This is a genomic window from Aliiglaciecola litoralis, assembly GCF_039523355.1.
Taxonomy (GTDB): domain Bacteria; phylum Pseudomonadota; class Gammaproteobacteria; order Enterobacterales; family Alteromonadaceae; genus Aliiglaciecola; species Aliiglaciecola litoralis.
Genome location: NZ_BAAAFD010000005.1, coordinates 109,215 through 128,846 on the forward strand (window position 1 = coordinate 109,215; position 19,632 = coordinate 128,846).

Sequence of the window (19,632 nt, forward strand, 5' to 3'; positions counted from 1 at the left end):
GATGACAGAATAGAAGTCATCCCGGCAGTGCTCTTAGAGCCGGGATCTTTTGGGCTGTTGTTTGTAGTTGGTTGCGTCAGACTGTTTGGGAGATCCCCAATAAGAGCACTTGGGGATGACGGGGTTTTACTTTTTCGGGGATGACAGAATAAAGGTCATCCCGGCAGTGGCATTCAACAAAGGTCATCCCGGCAGTGCTCTTAGGCCGGGATCTTGTGGGCTGTTGTTTGTAGTTAGTTACGTCAGACTGTTTGGGAGATCCCCGCACTGCGTGCGCACCTAAGAGCGTCTCGGGGATGACGGGGTTTTACTTTTTCGGGGATGACAGAATAAAGGTCATCACGGCAGTGGCATTCAACAAAGGTCATCCCGGCAGTGCTCTTAGAGCCGGGATCTTTTGGGCTGTTGTTTGTAGTTGGTTACGTCAGACTGTTTGGGAGATCCCCGACCAAGAGCACCTCGGGGATGACGGGGTTTTACTTTTTCGGGGATGACGCAATGTTTTCGCCTCGGGGATGACAGAATAAAGGTCATCACGGCAGTGGCATTCAACAAAAGTCATCCCGGCAGTGCTTTTAGAGCCGGGATCTTTTGGGCTGTTGTTTGTAGTTGGTTACGTCAGATTGTTTGGGAGATCCCCGCACTGCGGGCGCATCTAAGAGACCTCGGGGATGACACTGTGTTTTCGCCTCCGGGATGACAGAATAAAGGTCATCCCGGCAGTGGCATTCAACAAAAGTCATCCCGGCAGTGCTTTTAGAGCCGGGATCTTTTGGGCTGTTGTTTGTAGTTGATTACGTCAAACTGTTTGGGAGATCCCCGCACTGCGTGCGCACCTAAGAGCGTCTCGGGGATGACGGTATGTTGGACTCGGGGATGACGGCATGTTGGACCTCGGGGATGACTGTGTTTTTGCGCTTTTAAACGGTACAAACAAAAAAGCGAAGCACCGATGTGCTTCGCTCTTTTAGCTGTATTTTTTTGTTTAGGCTTTACAGTCTATCTAGTACCGCTTGGGTGAAGTCGGTGGTGCCGTGTTCGCCGCCTAGGTCGCGGGTAGTGCGGTCGCCTGACTCGATCACTTCTTTAAGCGCTTTTCTGATAGCGTCGGCTTTGTCGCTCATTTCTAAATATTCGAGCATTTGCACTGACGCCAAGATAACCGACGTAGGATTCGCTAAGTTTTTACCGGCGATATCTGGTGCTGAGCCGTGTACGGCTTCAAATATTGCACAGTCATTACCGATGTTGGCACCCGGTGCCATGCCTAAGCCGCCGACTAATCCTGCGCATAGGTCAGAGATGATGTCGCCAAACAAGTTGGTGGTGACGATCACGTCAAACTGATGTGGATTCATAACCAATTGCATGCAGGTGTTGTCGACAATCATTTCGGTTGATTCGATATCTGGATATTGATTTGCCACTTCGCGCGCCACTTTCAAGAACAACCCAGAGGTCGATTTTAGAATGTTGGCTTTGTGTACTGCGGTCACTTTCTTACGGCCTTCACGGCGAGCAAGTTCGTAGGCGAACTTGACAATACGCTCTGCGCCAGCACGGGTGATCTTGCTCATGGCTTCAGCTTCTGAACCATCTTCTGAGACTACTTGACCAAGGCCTGAGTACATACCTTCGGTGTTTTCACGCACAGTGATGATGTCAATGTCTTCGTAACGCGCTTTGGTGCCTTTGAACGACAACACTGGGCGGACATTGGCATACATTTGGAAACGTTTACGCAAACTCACGTTGATAGAGGTAAAGCCTTCACCAACGGGTGTGGTCAATGGGCCTTTCAAGGTTACTTTGTTTTTTTCGATCAGCTCAAGCGTTTCTTGTGGCAACAACTCGCCATGATTTTCCAATGCCATTAACCCGGCATCTGCGAAATCATAAGCGAAGTTACAGCCTACTTTATCAAGTATCTGTAGGGCTGAATCGACGATATCTGGGCCAATACCGTCACCTTTTATCACGGTGATACGTTGTTGAGTCATTATTAGTTCCTATTCGCGCTGTGGCAGTCAATTACTGCAAACATGGTGTACGTAAAAGTAACGCTTAAAATTGAGGGCGGCTTTATACCATTTTTCGACGGCTTTTACCACGTAAAGCCAGTAATTATGGCCGCTTATCTCGAATAATTTAACGCCGGCGGTGTCTGCTTAAATGTTAATGAAATGTACGGTAGCAATGGGTTTGCGTAAGTGATTGTTCGCTAAGGTGTTGATAATCCGTTGGTGACATCGCTAAGATCTCCAAGGCTTGGTTAATATAATTATCAGAATCAGTACATTGCGGCAAGTTGGCAAAAAAAGCGCGTTTCGCCGCTAATATACTCAGCCCTAAAATACAGGTTAAACATTTCGCCAGTTGGGTTTGCTTTAACTCATTGGGCGGAGTGGAAAGGTGTTGAATGGCCGTGATAAACACCCCCGGTTGTTGCCATGCTTTGCACAATATTAACCCATGCTCAATCAGACTATCGGTATGACTAAAATCATACAAGCTGCGCAAATCATAATGGTTTTGCTGAGCCGGAGACCAGTGTGTCCGGGTTTTTAGCCGTGGCTGCGTAAAGAGTCCACTGCAGGCAAAACAGGCTAGGTTTGAAGCTTGCTCAGGTGTAATGTCATTGCCGTGGGATGCGAGATTAAAGGCAATCTGTGCAACTAGTCGGGTAAACTGGGTAAAGTCTTGTTGCAAAGGAAAATAACTTTGATTGAGGCGCAGTAATAGCGCTTGTTCGATCAACATATTATTGGTGCGCAGATAACCGTGCATCATCAGCCCGTGTTTGACTTGCTGCACTGGGATTTTGTTGCGATTAGAAAAGGTCGCTGTGCGTTTCAGGTATTCCGAAAACGCCGGTTCGGCACTGATTTGCACCGCCAGTTTGTCGATATCGACCTCGCCACTGTTTAAGTGGGTCTGCACTTCGAGTAATACTGGCGGCGGCTTGTTCAGTGGGTAACTTTCACTGATAGGCGAAATACAATCTGCTTTTTCTGCTTGCCACTGTTCGCTCCACCAGTTGTGTGTTTGGCTAAAGCCTTTAATCACTTGCGCGCCCAGTGGCTGCATCTCGGTGGTTTTATATACTCGTGCGAATTGCACAGGTTGGTCTTTGTCTTTACTGAGTTTGTTAACTAGCAATCGTTCGCTAGTCACCCCCAATACAATGGCATTTTGGCCACCGCTATATTTGATCACCGTTCCGGGGGGTACCAGCCCTGGGTATTCTAGCAGTGGCTGTAAATCGTTAATCCAGTGTTGCGGGCATAATTGCGTTAACTGACGCAAGCATGCAGCAAAAGAAAGGGATTTACCCGAGGTGCGATGCGTCACACCTACCGCCAGCCAATGGGCGCACAACACCATGCGTTGGACTCGGGTTAATTGAGCGGGCCACTTTTTAATTGCCGAAGGTTCCTTGCACAACAGTTGAAACACGCCATAGCCTTGGTACCACACATCCAAATGTACTTTTTGTAGCAGGGTTATCAGCGCTTTATTGTAAGGATGCTCGGTGACGGCGTCACCTTGTTGTTGATAGTACTGGGTAAGCAGGGCGGCACGTTCGGCATACAAGCTAATAATGCTGCTTAACATTTGCTGGCTACACAGTTCATTGACTTTGTTTTGTTTGCACAGCAAGGCGCAAAATACCAAGCTATTGAAAGTGAGGTTGTCAATGTAGCTGTATTTGGATTTGTATAAATAGGGTTGCGCGCTAAAAATGTCTGGCGTGTGATTAAAACCGTTGAGGAACAACTCTGCGGCTTTAACGATGGGCTGAATCTGAGTGGAGTTTAAGGGATGGTTGTTAACGTCTTTTATTATCCCAGCGATCCGTGCAAATTGTTTTACCACTACTTGAGTAGGCATATGGGCAAAAACTCAATCAGTTTAAAACGTAATGAAGGTGATGATATTATCGACCACCTTGATTATAAATCGAGATAAGATTGATAAGCACCATCTCCCCAAGCAATGAGTTCATCGTTTTCAAATAGCAAAGGAGTGCATTCATCTTGGGTAGTGATACCGTCAGATTGCATATGTTGGGTGCGGTAAAACATCACCTGAATGTGGCGATCGCCGACTTTCTTTGCTTCGCTAATATCGGGCGGTCCCATCATTTCCATCACAGTGGCTTTGACAAAACCTAACTGCAACTTAGACACTTGGACTAAATTGTACTCCTGACGATCTTCCCAGCCCATGCTAGAGGTATCATCGGGGTTGTACATAATGAGCGCTACAACAAAGGTTGCATAAAGTAGTACGCCTACACCAATGCGCTTTATTACTTTTTTATTCATACAGGTTCTATTTATCCAAGTAATCTGAGTCCATGTTAAAGAAAACCTCTGATTGAATAAAGGCTGCTAAACGTAAAAAGCGGATTATTAATCGATTGTTACAAATAATATCCGCTGCTCGATACATAATATCCAGAGTTCAGGTTAATTTAGCCTTTTTTCACCTGATAACAGGGGCTGTAGCTACTACCGGGTAACTTCATTCGTTGCTGAGCTACAAATGATTCCAATAAGTCGTCGAGCATGGCCATGAGCTTGGCGTCTCCATTTATTGTGAAGGGGCCTTTTTCTCGGATCTGCTTGATCCCTTCGGCCTTAACATTACCTGCCACTATGCCCGAAAACGCTTTTCTCAATGCGGCCGCTAATTCTGCCTTGGGTTGAGAATAGTGTAAGTTCAAGGCCGCCATGCTCTCATGCGTAGGAATAAAGGGTTTTTGGAATTCAGGTTCAATCTGTAATGACCAATTGAACAAATACGAATCTCCAATCTCACGGCGATGGGAGTGCACAAATTCTTGTTTGCGTTTTAGGGTTCTTGCCACTTCTTCGGGGTCATCAACGATGATTTCATACAGGCTTTGTGCTTCAGGCCCTAAGGTTTCACCTATAAACTTGTCGATAGATTCAAAATATTCTTTGCTATGCGCAGGACCGGTTAACACTATAGGTAGCACTTGGTATTTGTTATTTTCGTGAAGCATCACACCCAATAAATACAGCAGTTCTTCGGCGGTTCCTACCCCGCCTGGGAAAATCACGATTGAATGAGCGATGCGCACGAAAGCTTCCAAGCGTTTTTCTATGTCGGGCATGATCACCAGCTCGTTGACAATTGCATTGGGCGGCTCGGCGGCAATAATGGAGGGCTCTGAAATACCCAAGTATCGGCCATAATTGTAGCGCTGCTTGGCATGACCAATGGTGGCGCCTTTCATTGGGCCTTTCATGGCACCAGGGCCGCACCCGGTGCAAATGTTCATCTCCCGTAAGCCCAATTGATAACCGACTTTCTTAGTGTATTTATATTCGATTTCACCGATAGAGTGACCACCCCAACACACGACGACATTGGGATCACTGCCAACTTTTATCGCTTCTGCGTGCCTAAGCATGTCAAACACAATGTCAGTTAAATAGCGCGATTCAGAAACCTGAGACTCTTCAAAGTGGTATTTGCTACCCATATGCAAGATGTCACGTAGCACCGCGAACAAGTGCTCGTGTACGCCCTTAATCAGTTTGCCATCTACAAAGGCCACTGCGGGCGGGTTGATCAGTTCAATTTTGACGCCGCGCTCGCGTCTAACCAAATTGATCTGAAAATCTTCATAAGGTGCGAAAATATGCTCGTAGTCATCTTCTTCAACCCCTGAGTTGAGCACCGCCAGACTACAATTGCGAAATAGCTTGTAGAGTTCACTGTCAACTGACTGCTTGAGTCCGTCTACTTCAAATTGGGATAATTGACTTAACGGCCCAACGGGGTTTAATTGGATTTTGGTCATACATTGCTTTCCTTACAGCTAACTGTCTAGGTGATTGCGAATATTGGTATAAATCAGTATGTTCAAGGTTACTGCCGAGCTTGTCTAGCTTGCGGGTAACTGTTTTCAAAGTCACTGCGAAATGGGTTGATGTCTAACCCGCCTCTGCGCGTATATCTCGCGTAAACTGAGAGTTTTTCAGGGTGACAATAACGCTTTATATCATTGAATATGCGCTCGGCGCATTGTTCATGAAACTCATTGTGCATGCGAAATGAAATCAGGTACTTCAGCAGTCTCTGTTGGTCTATCTTAGGTCCCACATAATGTATCGAAACACTGCCCCAATCCGGCTGATTGGTGATCAAGCAATTGGATTTTAACAAATTACTATACAAGGTTTCTTCAACTACAGTGGCAGCTGAGTCAGGTGTAGTAGGCGTGGCAAGTGATTCTGGATCAAGTTGATAGTCGTTTATTTCAACATCTACATGATCAATGCACTGGCCAGGTAATTCGGCGATCTGCTGTTGGTTAAAGCGCTCAGGCATAACGATGTCTATGCTTACTCTGCCTCCGGCACAGGCCGATAAATCTTGCTCGATGAGTTGCTGTAGTTTGTCGCTAGATTCGATTTTCGTTTGATTGAAACTATTGAGATACAGTTTAAAGCTTTTCGACTCGATTAAATTGGGGGTATCAAACGGGACCCGACAATGCATGATTGCCACTTGAGGTTTACCTTTTGGATTTAACCAAGAGAGCTCGTATGCTGTCCACAAGTCCTCGCCATGAAAGGGCAAAGGGCCTGTTAAGCCGATTTCGTTGCGACTCAAACTTCTAGGTACCCCTTGTAATAATTCGGGCGCATACTGGCTAACGTATTGTACCGATTTGCCTAAGGTTAAGTAGGATATGTCGGTGTCTTTGCCACTTGGCGTGTTCGAATCTTTTGTCATTTACCTTTCTCATTCGCTAAACTAGCCGGCGTAATACAGTCGAGCTACTCAGTTGTAAAAGCCTCGTTTAGTCGACACAATTTGAATTTAATTAGGAAGTGTAGCTCGTGGATATCCAATCAGCACTACAAAGATTTGTATCGGATTATGTAAGCTTGTATCAAACCGAACAAAAACCGATGGTCATTCAATATGATTCTAATTGGCCTTCGCCTTGCTATCAATCAAAAGCTGAAGATAACGAATGGGTCGGATGGCAACCTGTCTTGCAACAGCAGCCGATGTCGCTATCTGACTTTGAAAACGCGTTGGATATCACCATGGATAAGCAGTTAGCGGCGTATTTTAGCTGTTATTGGAGTGACAACCTGAACGCTAAAACTGCGCGAGGCAATCTGCAATTACTGCTACCTTGGAATGAACAAGACTTTGAGCGTTTGCAACAAAACCTAATTGCTCACGTGTTGATGAAACGCCGATTGAAACAAAAAGAAACCTTGTTCTTCGCGGTAACCGATGAAGACGATTTTATCATTAGCGTTGACAACGAAAGTGGCAAGGTGATGCTTGAGCAGGTGGGCTTGGAGCCGCAAGAGGAGCTGGCAGATTCATTATTGTCTTTTATACAGCAGCTATCACCCAGACTTTAGGGAATGCGTTCCAGTATCTTGTTCAGTCGCTGTACCTGAGACTCTAAACTGGCAACGCGCGCTTCCAAATCAGTTACCCGCTGCTGTGGGCTGATGTCCGCAACGACACTTTCTGGCTGCTGCGCTAACTCAGCAGTAAACTGCTGTGGATCTCTTTTCCAGCGTTTCAATACGTCAATCACCTCAGGTAGTGGCAAGGAACGATTGGCTGACTTACGGATCATTGCGACCGTGGGTTGTTGCTGTGACGCCTGTAGTTTTTCGCACAAGGACACTATGTAATTTTGGTTATTGGGCATGATGAAAAACACTAATTATTGGTGAATGTGCACATTTTATCGATTAACGTTATTTGGCGCACGAGTTAATTTCCTTTTAAAACAATAACATAAATGTTGGCCTTGTTTTTGTATTCCACTGCCTAACATTGTCTAAATAACGTAAAAGGAAACTCTATGAAAAAATTACTTACAGCTGCTGCTTTGATCTTGCCACTAACCTTATCAGGGTGTGTTATTTCGGTCGGCGGTGAAGGTGACTACTCACATCATTCAGACTGGCAAGACATTGAGCGGGATAATCGCAAGCACGTGGCTTCTCTGGAAACTAATACAACGGTTTCAGCAATTAAAAGTCGCATGGGCACACCCGATTTTAGTGAATTACACCAACGAGGTGATGACGAAATTCGGGTGTTATTCTATCGCACTCATTTGCGTGATGGTGATGGCATAACAACCAAGGATGAATGTACACCGCTGGTGTTTAAAAACGGCAAACTGGTAGGTTGGGGTGACACGGCCTACGATCAGATTTAATCCACTGACCAGTGTAGGCCGCTTTTAGGGTTATCTGAGCATACTGTCGAGATGATCAATCAGTTCGGCCCATTCAGCGTCCTCTAATAGGGCGCTTCTCACAAAAGTAGCTTGCGAGTCAGACCAAAAACTAGCGTCCTCTAAGCGAGTGGCGCTAGGAATTCCTTTGTGGCTTTCGATAAAGGCATCGATTGATTCATCATCATTGTCCAAGCCAAGCTGCAAAAATAAATCATTCATTGTTAGGTTTTCAGCGATCATAGTGAGCTCCTTTTAGTATGGTCAGAAAGTTGTTTATACGGTGTAGGACTAATTATAGATTCCTCTTTCAATAATATCGCCCTTGATACCCAATTTAGCGCAAAATACCGCCATCAGGTTAATCAGGTGTTAACATGGGGTTAATATTTCTGTAAAGTGGCCGCAATGATGTTTAAGAGAAAATCACAATGACCAATACCGCCACTGAGCTTAATCCAGCTGACACAGTAAAGGCTGTTTATTTAGCTGCTGAAGATCTAAAAATTGCGGCGTCTATTTTGTATCAGGCTTATCATGATGACCCTCTTTTTCTGGATATTTTTGAAGCAGAAAACGAAGGCTATGAGCAGCGTTTAAGAAGCGCGATTCGCGAAGAGCTCAATGCCTTTTGGACCGCCAAGCAACCGATGATTGGTCTGTTTGAAGATGAAAGACTATTGGCAGTGGCGTGCTTGATCAGTCCAAATTGTGCATTCGGTCCCGGTCGATTCTGGCATTGGCGATTAAAAATGCTGCTAACTGCCGGATTCTTCGGTACTCGGCAGATGGTTGAAAAAGAGCAACGGGTGCGCGATCACATTCCTCATAATCAATATCATATGTTGTCATTTATTGGCGTACATCCAGATCACCAGCACCGCGGCTTAGGGCATGTATTGATGAGTGCCGTTGATAGCGTGATGTTAGATGAGCCTGAAAGTGAAGGGGTGGGGGTTTATGTAACTTTACCTAAATGCTTGTCATTTTTTGCCGATGGGCACTATGAACATGTAGAAGATTTAGAAGTGGCTCACATTACCGGTCAGATAATGTTCCGACCGCGTCCTCAGTAAAATTCTGTTTTTGTTGAGCCTAACGTTAAGGTGTAACTCAAAAACGGTTTAGTTAACCTGAACTCTGGTTGATAACTCAACAAACCAAAATCCCAGCGTGCGATAAGCGCGCTTTTTTTTGTACGAAATGTCTTACATGCGTGTAAGTCTATGGCGGAATAAACGCTTATCCAATTGCTTACTAAATTTTTAACCAATTGAATTTATTGAAAAAAATACAATTTCTTAAACTTTAGTCTAATACCTAACAGAAAAAACAACATAATTACTCTGTTTGTTACAGGATTTTGCTATATCTTTAATCACGTCACAAGGAAACACGACGGGTCAGGAAGACCATACGGATAGCCTAAATGGAACACTTTCAGGATGAAAGCCGATATTCAGGATGAATATCTCGCAATTAGGATGCTTACGATGGAACGACTCATGGATGAACAAGGATGAGCTAGGACACCTAAAGGATAAGGAAAGCTGCATATCAGGATGTGCAGTGTAAAAAGGATAAAAGGAAAGGACACACACAGGATGTGTGACTCACTCAGGATGAGCGAGAATAGATGGAAAGGGGCGCATACGGATGTCACCGGGATGGTTTAATAGCGATGGATAGCTGAGAAGGATACTCAAAATTTGGGGGCGCGATGGCTTTTGTCATCGCGCCTTTCTCGTTTTCTCGGTGAATCAAAATGACCAAGTACATCGTAGGTCAATTTTTATTTTATTGAATACCGACCAAACCTATTTGCGCAGCCATTTCGTTAAGCCTTTTTGCAATTCTTCGGCAACTATGGGTTTGGTCAAATAACCATCCATGCCTGCGGCATAACATTTCTCGGCGTCACCTTTCATCGCATTTGCGGTCAGCGCGACAATGGGGATGGCCGGATCAAATTTGACGTTTTGCGCGGCTCTAATTTTCCTGCTTGCCTCGTAGCCATCCATCACGGGCATCTGGCAATCCATCAATATGAGATGAAACGGTCTAGGCGCCTTATTCAATGCTGCTATGGCTTCTACACCGTTACTGGCGACTTCAATTTGCACTCCCAAATTTTTTAGCATTTCATAGGCGACGGCTTGGTTGATAGGATTGTCTTCAACCAAAAGCACTCTTGGCATGTTTGTCGAGCTGTGTGGCAGGTTATGCCGTGTGATGAGTTGTGGCAATGTGGCTGCATGTGCGCCATCGTGCTTTTGTGTCTCAATCAGTTTGATTGCACTTAACATGTCATCCGCTTTTACCGGTTTATTGAAAAACGCACTGAAACCAACTTGCTTATAGCGGTTAGCATCACCTTTGTGATTATTGGTGGTCATAATGATGAGTTTTAGCGTGTCAAATCGGTCATCACTTTTAATTGCTTTGGCAAGCTCTTCGCCGTTTATACCGGGCAAATTTGCATCAATGATCGCGATATCTATTAGACTGTTTTGCTGGTGGTGGTGGCGCAATGCTTTTAACGCTTCAGGCGAACTTTTAGCTTCAATCACCTCAACGCCTTTAGATTCTAGAATGGTGCGCATCACTTCGCGACTGCTGGCATTGTCCTCAACCAGCAACACGCGAGTTGTAGCCAATAAGGCTAAATTAGCTTGCAGATAAGATCCCTGTGCACCTTTATCGACGGTTTCACAAACCACATCAAACCAGAATTCTGAGCCAACCTGCCATTCACTATTAACGCCAATTTCGCCGCCCATTAAGGTCACTAATTGTTTAGAAATCGACAAGCCTAAGCCGGTACCGCCATATTTACGGGTAGTGGAAGTATCCAGTTGATCAAACTTTTCAAACAGCCGTTGCTGTTTTTCATGGGGAATGCCAATACCGGTATCAATAATACAAAATACTAATTTGTCTGCCGTGTCACCATGGACAAAGTTGACCTTAATTTTGACTTCACCTTGCTGAGTAAATTTAATTGCGTTGTTGGTCAAATTGGTCAGCACTTGGCGGATCCGGCCAGGATCGGCTTTGACCCATCGAGGTACGGCAGGGGTCATTGAAAAAATCAGTTCTAGCTCTTTTTCTTGTGCTCGTAATGAAAATGTCTCGACAAAGTGCTCTAGCATATCGTGTAGATCAAACTCGATATTATCGATGGAAAGTTTGCCAGCTTCGATTTTAGAAAAATCTAAAATATCGTTTATCAATGCCAAAAGTGCATTACCACTTACTTTCGCAAGCTCGGCAAACCGCAGCTGTTGTTTGTTTAATGGGGTGCTGAGCAGTAAATCATTCATACCGATGATGCCATTGATCGGTGTACGAATTTCATGGCTCATGTTGGCCAGAAAGTCACTTTTTGCCTGACTGGCTTCTTTGGCTTGCTCCTCTGCGAGTTTTAATTTAGTGATGTCTTGAAATGCACCTCTTAAAATTGCTTTGCCGTTATCATTGCGTTCCACATGGCCTGTTGATCTCACCCAAATGCGATTGTTTTTGGCGGTGATAAACGGCATTTGTAAATCAAAAGGGGTGTCGTATTTGATGGCTTGTTGAATTGCCTCAGACAACAATGGACGTGCTTCAGGGGCGTAAAAATTGAGCGCATCACTACTATCCACTTCGCTGCCGATGGGGAGTTCATGGATTCGGTACACTTCTTGTGTCCAAAACAGGGTGTTGCTCTCGACATCAAGCTCCCAGCCACCCAACTTGGCAATTTTTCCGGTAGCTTCTAACAAGGATGCACTGCGTTTCTTCTCTGCCTCAATACGTTTTAACTCAGTGATGTCCCGTCCGACAAATAAATACCCGTCAATGTCAGAGTGCTCGTTGATCACCGCATTCACGGTTAATTGCACCGGAAATGTCGTGCCATCTAAACTTTGAAATACGGTTTCATATTCCTCGGCTAGGCCTTGTTTAGCTACCCAGGTTAATGATTCAAAACCGGTTTTGACATTGGTCTTGGCTCTTTCCTCAATTTGCTGTGCATGTTTGAGCATGGCGTTATGCAAGAAAAATAACTCTGGGGTAGCGCTTCCCACGACCTCTTGTCTGGGGTATTGCAGTAACTCTTCAGCCACTTTGTTATAACTTACAATGTGGCCGTCGAGATCGGTCGAAACAATGATCTGCTTAGTACTGTTTAAAATAGCCTGTTGTAGATGGTTTATTTTAATCAGTTGTTGCTCATATTCTTTTTGCTTAGTGATGTCTGTTTCTATTGCCATGAACCCAGATAACAAACCATCTTCATACATCGGCTGACTATTTAACCGTATCCAATAAGGTTCCCCATTCTTATTGTAATTGATTAATTCACAGGTAAAAGGGCGCTGCTCTTTAAGTGACTTGATTAACGCTTGAGACGTTTTTTTATCTGTCAGCGGGCCGCCGAGTAATTCTGCAGGTGACCTACCAATTGCCTCTGATTCGGTATAACCACTAATGCGAGTAAATGCGTGATTGACCCAATTAATGCGCATGCCTGGAGTAAAAATAATGATCGCATTATCAGTTTCTTCTACTACCTTTGCTAAAAAAGCATTTTTCGCGTTGCTATCGAGTAGTTGTTTCTGGGTTTTAAACTGCTCAGTAGCGTCATAGCTGATCCCCATCAGTTTGCGTTTCTTACGCGACTTACCGACGGTGCGACCATATAGCTGAATCACTTTTTCAGATTGTTGGGGAGATTTAAGACGCAATGTCGCTTCATACACACTTTCGCGCCGTAATGATTGTTGAAATTCATTAATTGCCATTTCTTGATCGTCGGCGTGGATCAAGTTAAACCAATCATCTGGTGATTTAATGCAGTGTTCACTGGTAATTTCGAACAAACGATACATTTGCTGATCCCAATCTAAGCGATCGTCATCAATATTGTATTGCCAAATACCCACACCAAAGGTTGCGGTGATTTCACTTTGCTCTTTTAACTCTGACGCTTTATCTTGATTTTGATCGCCATGACATGCAGGAACCAGAGACAGCAGAGTGTGCTGCGCGCCGTGAGCCTTATCCGCGTTGATTGTTAGGTAAATTGATTGGCGCTTGGCATTTAACAACTCAACAGGCCCCTTTTGCTGGCTGAAATGATCATGGCTGTGAGCTCGAATGTGATCTTGCCACGCAGTGGATCCGCTCAAAGACTCAAGGGGCTGATTGAGTAGTTGATTTTCAACTTTACCAAACAAACTGCAGGCAGCTGAATTACACCAAATAACCTGATTATCACGGTTGCAAATTAGCATTGCAATGGAGCTTAGCTCCAACCAAGTTAGCGAATTGGCATCTAATTCATTGTGACTGTGGTGATCATTCATCTAAAATCCGCTTGTCCTACAATTGGTATCTGAGGCATTTGTTATTTACAATACAACGAAATGCGAAAAAGAGAACATAGTTTGTCGAATGCAAAGGTAAAAGCGCCTCCTTTTAGATGGTCATTCTTGCTTCCCCAGTACTGGCCAGTCTGGTTAAGTATTGCCATTTTATACACGGTTTCTTGGCTGCCATATAAAGTTCAGTTATGGCTGGGAAAAGGTTTGGGTAAGATCCTTGCCAAAGTGGCCAAAAAACGCGTGGATGTAGCAAAGCGTAATCTGGAATTGTGCTTTCCGCAAAAAAATCCGCAGCAAATCCAGCACATGGTTGATGAAAATCTAGATCATGCGGGTATGGCGATCTTGGAAGCCAGCATGGGATGGTGGTGGCCAGATTGGCGTGTGCGTAAGCATGGCGAAATAGAAGGTTATGAACATGTTCAGGCAATTTTAGACAAAGGAAAGGGTGTGCTTGGGCTGGCAATTCATAACATGAATTTAGAGTTAGGCTGTCGTATTGCGGGTGTGCATCACCCATCAGTGGCGTTTTATCGTAAACACAATAATCCTTTGATGGAGTACATGCAGTACAGAGGTCGGGCGCGTTCAAATAAATACATGATCCACAAACGTAACGTTAAGGGTTTAATTGAAGCACTTGACCAGCAAGAAGTGTGTTTCTATTTACCCGATCAAGATTATGGACGAAATCGCAGTGAATTTGTGCCTTTCTTCGCCGTGGATAAAGTGGCCAGTACTAAAGGCACACTGCTGTTTGCTAAAGAAAGTAACTGTGAAACCGTGTTTATCGTGTCGATTCGAACTGACTCGGGCTACAAAGTTAAATTCGTTCCTGGTCTCAAGGATTTCCCTTCTGGGGACGATATTAAAGACATAACACGAATAAATGAAAAAGTGGAAGAGTTAGTGGAGATTGCCCCAGCTCAATATTTGTGGATGCATAAGCGATTTAAAACTCGCCCGAATGAAACGGATCCATCACTTTATGAATAGCTGCAAAGCAGGGGATAAACAACATGGTTAAGCGTTCGTCATCGGTTATTTTTTGGGCCAAACACATTGGTCTGGCGCTGGCGTTGATCATTATTGCAGTGATCATCCTTAACCTACAGCAATTCAACCTGTCCAAGCCAAAACCGCAAGGCCAAGGTGAACAAAAAAGTGTCTCGCAAGGGATGACGGACTTTTACACCGCTTATAGAATGTCCTCCAGTCAACCCTATGAAGATGACATTGGTGACTTTGTGATGGAAGTCAATCCTGCCAAAACCCCATTGGATAACCGTTTAAAAGACATGGAAAGTATTCAAAGTAATATCCCTGCTCGTTGGGTTGGCGAGCACAAATTTCGTAGCTTCAGGCCTGGTAGTACAGTGCGAGAAGCGATTACCGATATTGCCCAAAGTGAAGGGATGCAGTTGATTTGGGAATTAGATAAAGACTTCATTATCAAAAACCAATTTCAAATGGACAACACAGTGGCAGGCTCTTTAGCTAAAATTGCCAGCGCCATTGACAGTAGCTTTGAGGATACGGTGCAGGCTTACATATGCCCCAAGCAACGCTCTTTGGTGATCATGGAAGGATCGTCTCCCTACGTAAGAGAGCATTGCACCCGATTACCTTGATAGAATCGTTTTGGCCGACAAACTTAAATATTATTTATTTGCTCGACACATCTTATCCAGATTTCAGGTTAGTTAGTGCGACTATGACTGTTCAAAAGTGCGTTGCCAAATGCGGGTGACGTTACTTTGATGCTCAGAAAATTGATTTTTATCGACCAAAATCGATTTTTGTTTCAACGTCAGGTGATGAGATTGATTGCGATAGTCTAGGTATGCGTCTATGAGTTGGTTTCTATCTTGCTCCGAAATAACATCCAATGCAGCAAGCTGCTCTAAAATTCTGACATTGTCTGACCATTGACATAATTCAGGTAACTGATTGGCGTTCGCTAACACCCAAAACTGCACCAAAAATTCAATATCCGCGATGGCGCCGGTATCTTGTTTAACGTCAAGCCACTGTTGATCGCCTTTGTTTAAATGGTCGCGCATTTTTTGACGCATTTCACACACTTCGTGTTTTAGGCTGTCTATTTCTCTAGGGCGAGATAGGACACGTTCACGGATTTTGTCAAAACGGGCTGCCATGTCAGTTAACCCAAACACCACTCTGGCTCTGACCAGCGCTTGATGCTCCCACGTCCAAGCTTGCTCGGATTGGTATTGTGCGAAGGTATCTAAATGACAAACTAATAACCCTGAATTGCCTGAAGGGCGCAAACGCATATCGACTTCATACAACTGCCCCGACGAGGTTGTGGTCATGAATAGGTGCATAATGCGTTGTGCCAGTTTGATATAAAATTGATTGGTACTAATCGATTTACTGCCATCCGTTTGAGTCTGAGTATCGACGCAATGGACGAAAACCACATCAAGATCAGAGCCATAACCAAGCTCTATGCCACCTAGCTTGCCATAACCGATCACGGCAAACTGTTTGTTTTGAATTGAGGTGCCAGGCGGCGTGCCGTATTTCTCGGTCATCTGTTGCCATGCCATATTCACCACTTCGGCAATCAGTGCATGGGCTAAATACGTTAAGTAGTCGCTAACTTTCATCACTGGTAAAGCACCTGTGACATCTGCGCTTGCAATCCTGAGCTGTTGGATTTGTTTGAATTGCCGCAGGGTTTCCATCTGTAGCTCGAGATCGTCAGGTTCCACTCTGAGCAACATCTGCGTTAATTCAGATTCGTATTCTTGGAAAGGCGTGGGATTATACAGTTGTGCTGGATTGAGTAATTCATCCAATAGGATAGGGTAGCGCGCAATTTGCTTTGCTATCCATGGGCTCTCAAAGCACAGCCGCACAAGCTGCTGTTGAGCACCTTGGTTTTCCAGTAGTAATTGTAAATAGGTAGTGCGGCGAATAACACACATGAGAATGTGTAACACCCGTTCCAACAAGGCCACACTGTCGGTGTCTTGTTGCACGCTGCTGGTCATGTCAATGATTTGATTGAGAAGTTGTGGCACTAAAGCGGATAACGTATCTAAAGCGCGGGCGGATGGGTGCTTTTTGTCAATTTGAGTTTTGCAATCCATGATATGCACAGCAAACAAGCTGGCTAGCTGGTCAGTTAAGTAACGATTAAAAATCGCTACCATTTCGTCTTGGCTTAATTTTAGCTGCCATGCATCCTGTAAGTCATTGAGCTGCGGTGAGTCTTCTGTTTCATTAGGGATAGGCGTATCACCAATTAACAATTGAAATTGACTGTTAATTGCGCGCATATGAGCAGCAAGCGCTTGCTCGAACTCGTGATAGCTTCCGAAATTTAACACCTGACACAGGCGGCTTTTGTCTAGTTGATTGACAGGGAGCTCTTGAGTCTGCTGATCTGCAAACTGCTGTAAGCTGTGTTCGGCTTTACGCAGATACAAATAACTCTCTTTCAATTGCGCGGCCTCTGCGGCGGGCAATAGTTGTTCTTCAATCAAGATATCCAGTGTGGCAATCAGGCCGTTTATTTGTAACTCCGTTGTCCGGCCCCCTTTGATCAACTGAAAACTCTGGGCAATAAATTCGACTTCGCGAATTCCACCGGCACCGAGTTTAATATTGTTAACCAATCCTCTGCGGCGAACCTCTTGGTTGATCAGTGACTTCATTTTTCGCAATGAATCCATCGCGCTATAGTCGATGTAACGACGAAAAACAAAAGGCTTTAGAATATCCTTTAACTGTTTGCTGTATTCAGAGCTATCGTTTAGCACCCGTGCTTTGACCATAGCGTAGCGCTCCCACTCGCGGCCTTGCTCTTGATAATAGTCTTCAAATGCATCTAAGTTCATAACCAAGGGACCACTTTCCCCTAGTGGACGCAATCGCATATCGACCCGAAATACTTGACCATCTTGGGTGGTTTGATTTAACGCTTGTATCAAGCGTTGCGCCAATTTGGTAAAAAACTGTTGATGCTCCAGAGGCTTGCGCGCACCGGCTAACTCTCCGGCGGCAGGGAAGCAGAATATCAAGTCGATATCTGAGGAGAAATTGAGTTCTCTACCACCTAATTTTCCCATCCCTAGAATGAGCATGGGTTGCGGACCATAGGGGCCTTGTGGGCAGCCATATTTGTCGCAAAACCACGCATACAGCCATTGGTAAGTAGTATTAATGAGCGCGTCCGCCAAATCAGAGGTATGTTGCAGTGACGTCTCTATGCTTTGCAAGTTAAGCAGGTCTAAGGCCGCAATATTCACCATGTGAGTATGGCGAAAATAGCGTATTTCTCGGTGTAGGGCGGTTTCATCGCTCAATGGCATGATGCGTTCTTTCAATTCGCCTTGATAATCCACCGCAGCGGGCGGGTGGGCCAATACTGATAGTAAGTCACTGATCATCTGTGGTTTAGCAATAAGCTGCTCAGCGATAAAGTCACTTAGCCCTAACAACTTAAGAAGTTGCTGCTGTTGCGCGTCTGGCCAATGTGTCTGGGGCATGACGTCATTCAAACGCTGCCAATAGGCCTGTGCTTTTTCATCAATATTAGAAGAGCCACTTGTCATCTTGTTTATCCACGAAAGAAATACTCGTTGCGATTATTGGGCTGTGGCATCCGAGCAAATTTAAAGGCAATAGGTGTGACCATAGTGATCATCGACGAACCATGCTATATGATATGTTAATACAAACAAGCCTTAGTTGAGAAACCCCTTTGATTTGGAATACAGCATGCAAGAATTAGTCAATTCAGTCCCGTTTTCTGCAGACATCTGGTACTACTTAGCAATCGATATTGTGATTGCAATATGCCTGTTGTTTGCGTTGCGTTTGATGTCAGGCAAAATGGCCTCGGTCAGTACTTCTGATGAACTCTGTGCGCAGGATAACTTTGCTTTTGGGATCAGCGTCGCTGGACGGATGTTATCTTTGTGTATCGTGTTGGCCGCTGCCGCCGCAAGTTCGGAAAAATCAGACTATTTGACCGCTGCGTTGAGTATGTTGCTGTACGGTTTAGTCGGACTGTTACTGATCAAAATCGGGCGTGTCTTGCATGATAAAATCATTCTCAATCGTCTCGATAAAGAAGCCTTAATTAAGAAACGAAATACCAGTATTGCCTTGATAGATGCTGCAAGCTCGGTGTCTACCGCAATTATCGTTAGCAGTGTGTTGATGTGGGTAGAGGGGTTTGATCTCAATGCTTTATTTGCGGTACTGTCCGGTTTTGTAGTGACACAGGCAATTTTGCTAACCGCGACGCGTATTTACGAACGACGTTATAAAGAAAATAACCAAAGCGGCACCTTTCAACAATCCATCACTAAAGGTCAAATGGCCTTGGCATTGCAACATTCAGGCAATCTATTGGGGACCGCGATAGTGGTTTCCGCCGCCAGTAGTTTGTTGAAATACAATCCGGTTGGGTATGTGAGTAATCTCACTGGCTGGTTGATCGTCGGCATGGCACTCACATTATTGTTAGTGGTGCTGGTCATTATTGCCAAACGCGCGGTGTTGGCTGGATTAAACATCATCCAAGAAGTCGATCAGCAACACAATGTCGGCGTTGCCAGCATTGAGTTGGCGCTTAGTGTCGGCATTGCCATGATTGTCAGTGGTTTGTTTTAATTTAGTTGTTTCAATATACCTGCTGATTAATCTCCTTCAGGGCTGCTGAAGAGTAGCGTTGACAGGCTTCAGGCAATTCAGCGTGACCTTTGACCAAGGCGAGCTTGTAGGCTCTAGATTGCTGTTTTAGCCAATACTCCAATTTGAGTGCGCGTGAGCGATCTTCGATATAGGTGGCAAACTCCAATACCAGCGGTCCTTTCCCTTTGAGCGCTTTGGCACAGCGCTTACCGCCACTGGCATGTTCGCTGAAGCGCCGAGCTAAGTCTGTACAGATCCCACAATATAAATTGCCGAGGTTATTCCTTACTAAATAGAGCGTCCAAGGTTGATTTTGCAAAAATTGAA

General features: G+C 44.8%; 16 protein-coding genes. 6 read left to right on the top strand and 10 right to left on the bottom strand.

The annotated features are described in order from the left end of the window. Positions 1-992: 992 nt before the first annotated feature. The 5 genes from ABD036_RS10315 to queF form a co-directional block, all read right to left on the bottom strand. On the bottom strand, positions 993-2,000 hold the full coding sequence (locus ABD036_RS10315) for an isocitrate dehydrogenase (RefSeq protein ID WP_343859526.1): 1,008 nt from the start codon (positions 1,998-2,000) through the stop codon (positions 993-995). A 175-nt stretch (positions 2,001-2,175) separates the two neighbouring features. Further along, positions 2,176-3,891: a hypothetical protein gene (locus ABD036_RS10320; protein ID WP_343859528.1), complete on the bottom strand. Its 1,716-nt coding sequence runs from the start codon at positions 3,889-3,891 to the stop codon at positions 2,176-2,178. Positions 3,892-3,953: 62 nt separating this feature from the next. After that, the gene (locus ABD036_RS10325; RefSeq protein ID WP_343859531.1) at positions 3,954-4,328 is read right to left on the bottom strand and encodes a DUF3192 domain-containing protein; all 375 of its coding nucleotides are present in this window, start codon (positions 4,326-4,328) and stop codon (positions 3,954-3,956) included. A gap of 149 nt (positions 4,329-4,477) precedes the next feature. Continuing rightward, positions 4,478-5,836: a nucleotide 5'-monophosphate nucleosidase PpnN gene (ppnN, locus tag ABD036_RS10330; protein ID WP_343859533.1), complete on the bottom strand. Its 1,359-nt coding sequence runs from the start codon at positions 5,834-5,836 to the stop codon at positions 4,478-4,480. Positions 5,837-5,904: 68 nt separating this feature from the next. Beyond that, positions 5,905-6,774 carry an NADPH-dependent 7-cyano-7-deazaguanine reductase QueF gene (gene queF, locus ABD036_RS10335; protein ID WP_343859535.1) on the bottom strand — a complete coding sequence of 290 codons (870 nt, stop codon included), beginning with the start codon at positions 6,772-6,774 and terminating at the stop codon, positions 5,905-5,907. A gap of 107 nt (positions 6,775-6,881) precedes the next feature. Here queF and syd point away from each other — a divergent pair, with 107 nt between their 5' ends. Then, a complete protein-coding gene (gene syd / locus ABD036_RS10340) occupies positions 6,882-7,424 on the top strand; it encodes a SecY-interacting protein (protein WP_343859537.1) in 543 nt (180 codons plus the stop codon). Here syd and ABD036_RS10345 read toward each other — a convergent pair. Next, entirely contained in the window at positions 7,421-7,723 is a 303-nt protein-coding gene (locus ABD036_RS10345; protein ID WP_343859538.1) for a hypothetical protein, read from the bottom strand. The two genes, syd and ABD036_RS10345, sit on opposite strands and share 4 nt — an antisense overlap. Positions 7,724-7,879: 156 nt before the next feature. On the opposite strand from ABD036_RS10345, the gene ABD036_RS10350 reads away from it, so the two are divergent. Continuing rightward, on the top strand, positions 7,880-8,242 hold the full coding sequence (locus ABD036_RS10350; protein ID WP_343859540.1) for a DUF3192 domain-containing protein: 363 nt from the start codon (positions 7,880-7,882) through the stop codon (positions 8,240-8,242). A gap of 30 nt (positions 8,243-8,272) precedes the next feature. Here the strand turns inward: ABD036_RS10350 and ABD036_RS10355 are convergent, their stop codons facing one another. Beyond that, positions 8,273-8,503 carry a DUF2789 domain-containing protein gene (locus ABD036_RS10355; protein ID WP_343859542.1) on the bottom strand — a complete coding sequence of 77 codons (231 nt, stop codon included), beginning with the start codon at positions 8,501-8,503 and terminating at the stop codon, positions 8,273-8,275. 188 nt (positions 8,504-8,691) lie between these two features. Here ABD036_RS10355 and ABD036_RS10360 point away from each other — a divergent pair, with 188 nt between their 5' ends. Beyond that, positions 8,692-9,336 (top strand): GNAT family N-acetyltransferase, encoded by a 645-nt coding sequence (locus ABD036_RS10360; protein ID WP_343859545.1) that lies wholly within the window; start codon positions 8,692-8,694, stop codon positions 9,334-9,336. A 741-nt stretch (positions 9,337-10,077) separates the two neighbouring features. Here ABD036_RS10360 and ABD036_RS10365 read toward each other — a convergent pair. Continuing rightward, positions 10,078-13,614, bottom strand: a complete 3,537-nt coding sequence (locus tag ABD036_RS10365; RefSeq protein WP_343859547.1) for a response regulator — start codon at positions 13,612-13,614, stop codon at positions 10,078-10,080. Between the two features lie 81 nt (positions 13,615-13,695). Here ABD036_RS10365 and lpxL point away from each other — a divergent pair, with 81 nt between their 5' ends. Together lpxL and ABD036_RS10375 are read left to right on the top strand one after the other, a co-directional pair. Beyond that, positions 13,696-14,628: an LpxL/LpxP family Kdo(2)-lipid IV(A) lauroyl/palmitoleoyl acyltransferase gene (gene lpxL / locus ABD036_RS10370; protein ID WP_343859550.1), complete on the top strand. Its 933-nt coding sequence runs from the start codon at positions 13,696-13,698 to the stop codon at positions 14,626-14,628. A 23-nt stretch (positions 14,629-14,651) separates the two neighbouring features. Then, on the top strand, positions 14,652-15,263 hold the full coding sequence (locus ABD036_RS10375; RefSeq protein WP_343859552.1) for a TcpQ domain-containing protein: 612 nt from the start codon (positions 14,652-14,654) through the stop codon (positions 15,261-15,263). Between the two features lie 81 nt (positions 15,264-15,344). On the opposite strand, the gene glnE is transcribed toward ABD036_RS10375, so the two are convergent. Further along, on the bottom strand, positions 15,345-18,218 hold the full coding sequence (gene glnE / locus ABD036_RS10380) for a bifunctional [glutamate--ammonia ligase]-adenylyl-L-tyrosine phosphorylase/[glutamate--ammonia-ligase] adenylyltransferase (protein WP_343859554.1): 2,874 nt from the start codon (positions 18,216-18,218) through the stop codon (positions 15,345-15,347). Positions 18,219-18,384: 166 nt separating this feature from the next. Here glnE and ABD036_RS10385 point away from each other — a divergent pair, with 166 nt between their 5' ends. Further along, positions 18,385-19,284 carry a DUF350 domain-containing protein gene (locus ABD036_RS10385; protein WP_343859556.1) on the top strand — a complete coding sequence of 300 codons (900 nt, stop codon included), beginning with the start codon at positions 18,385-18,387 and terminating at the stop codon, positions 19,282-19,284. Between the two features lie 10 nt (positions 19,285-19,294). Here the strand turns inward: ABD036_RS10385 and ABD036_RS10390 are convergent, their stop codons facing one another. Further along, complete coding sequence (locus ABD036_RS10390; protein WP_343859559.1) at positions 19,295-19,624, bottom strand: GIY-YIG nuclease family protein; 330 nt, start codon at positions 19,622-19,624, stop codon at positions 19,295-19,297. Positions 19,625-19,632 lie beyond the last annotated feature (8 nt).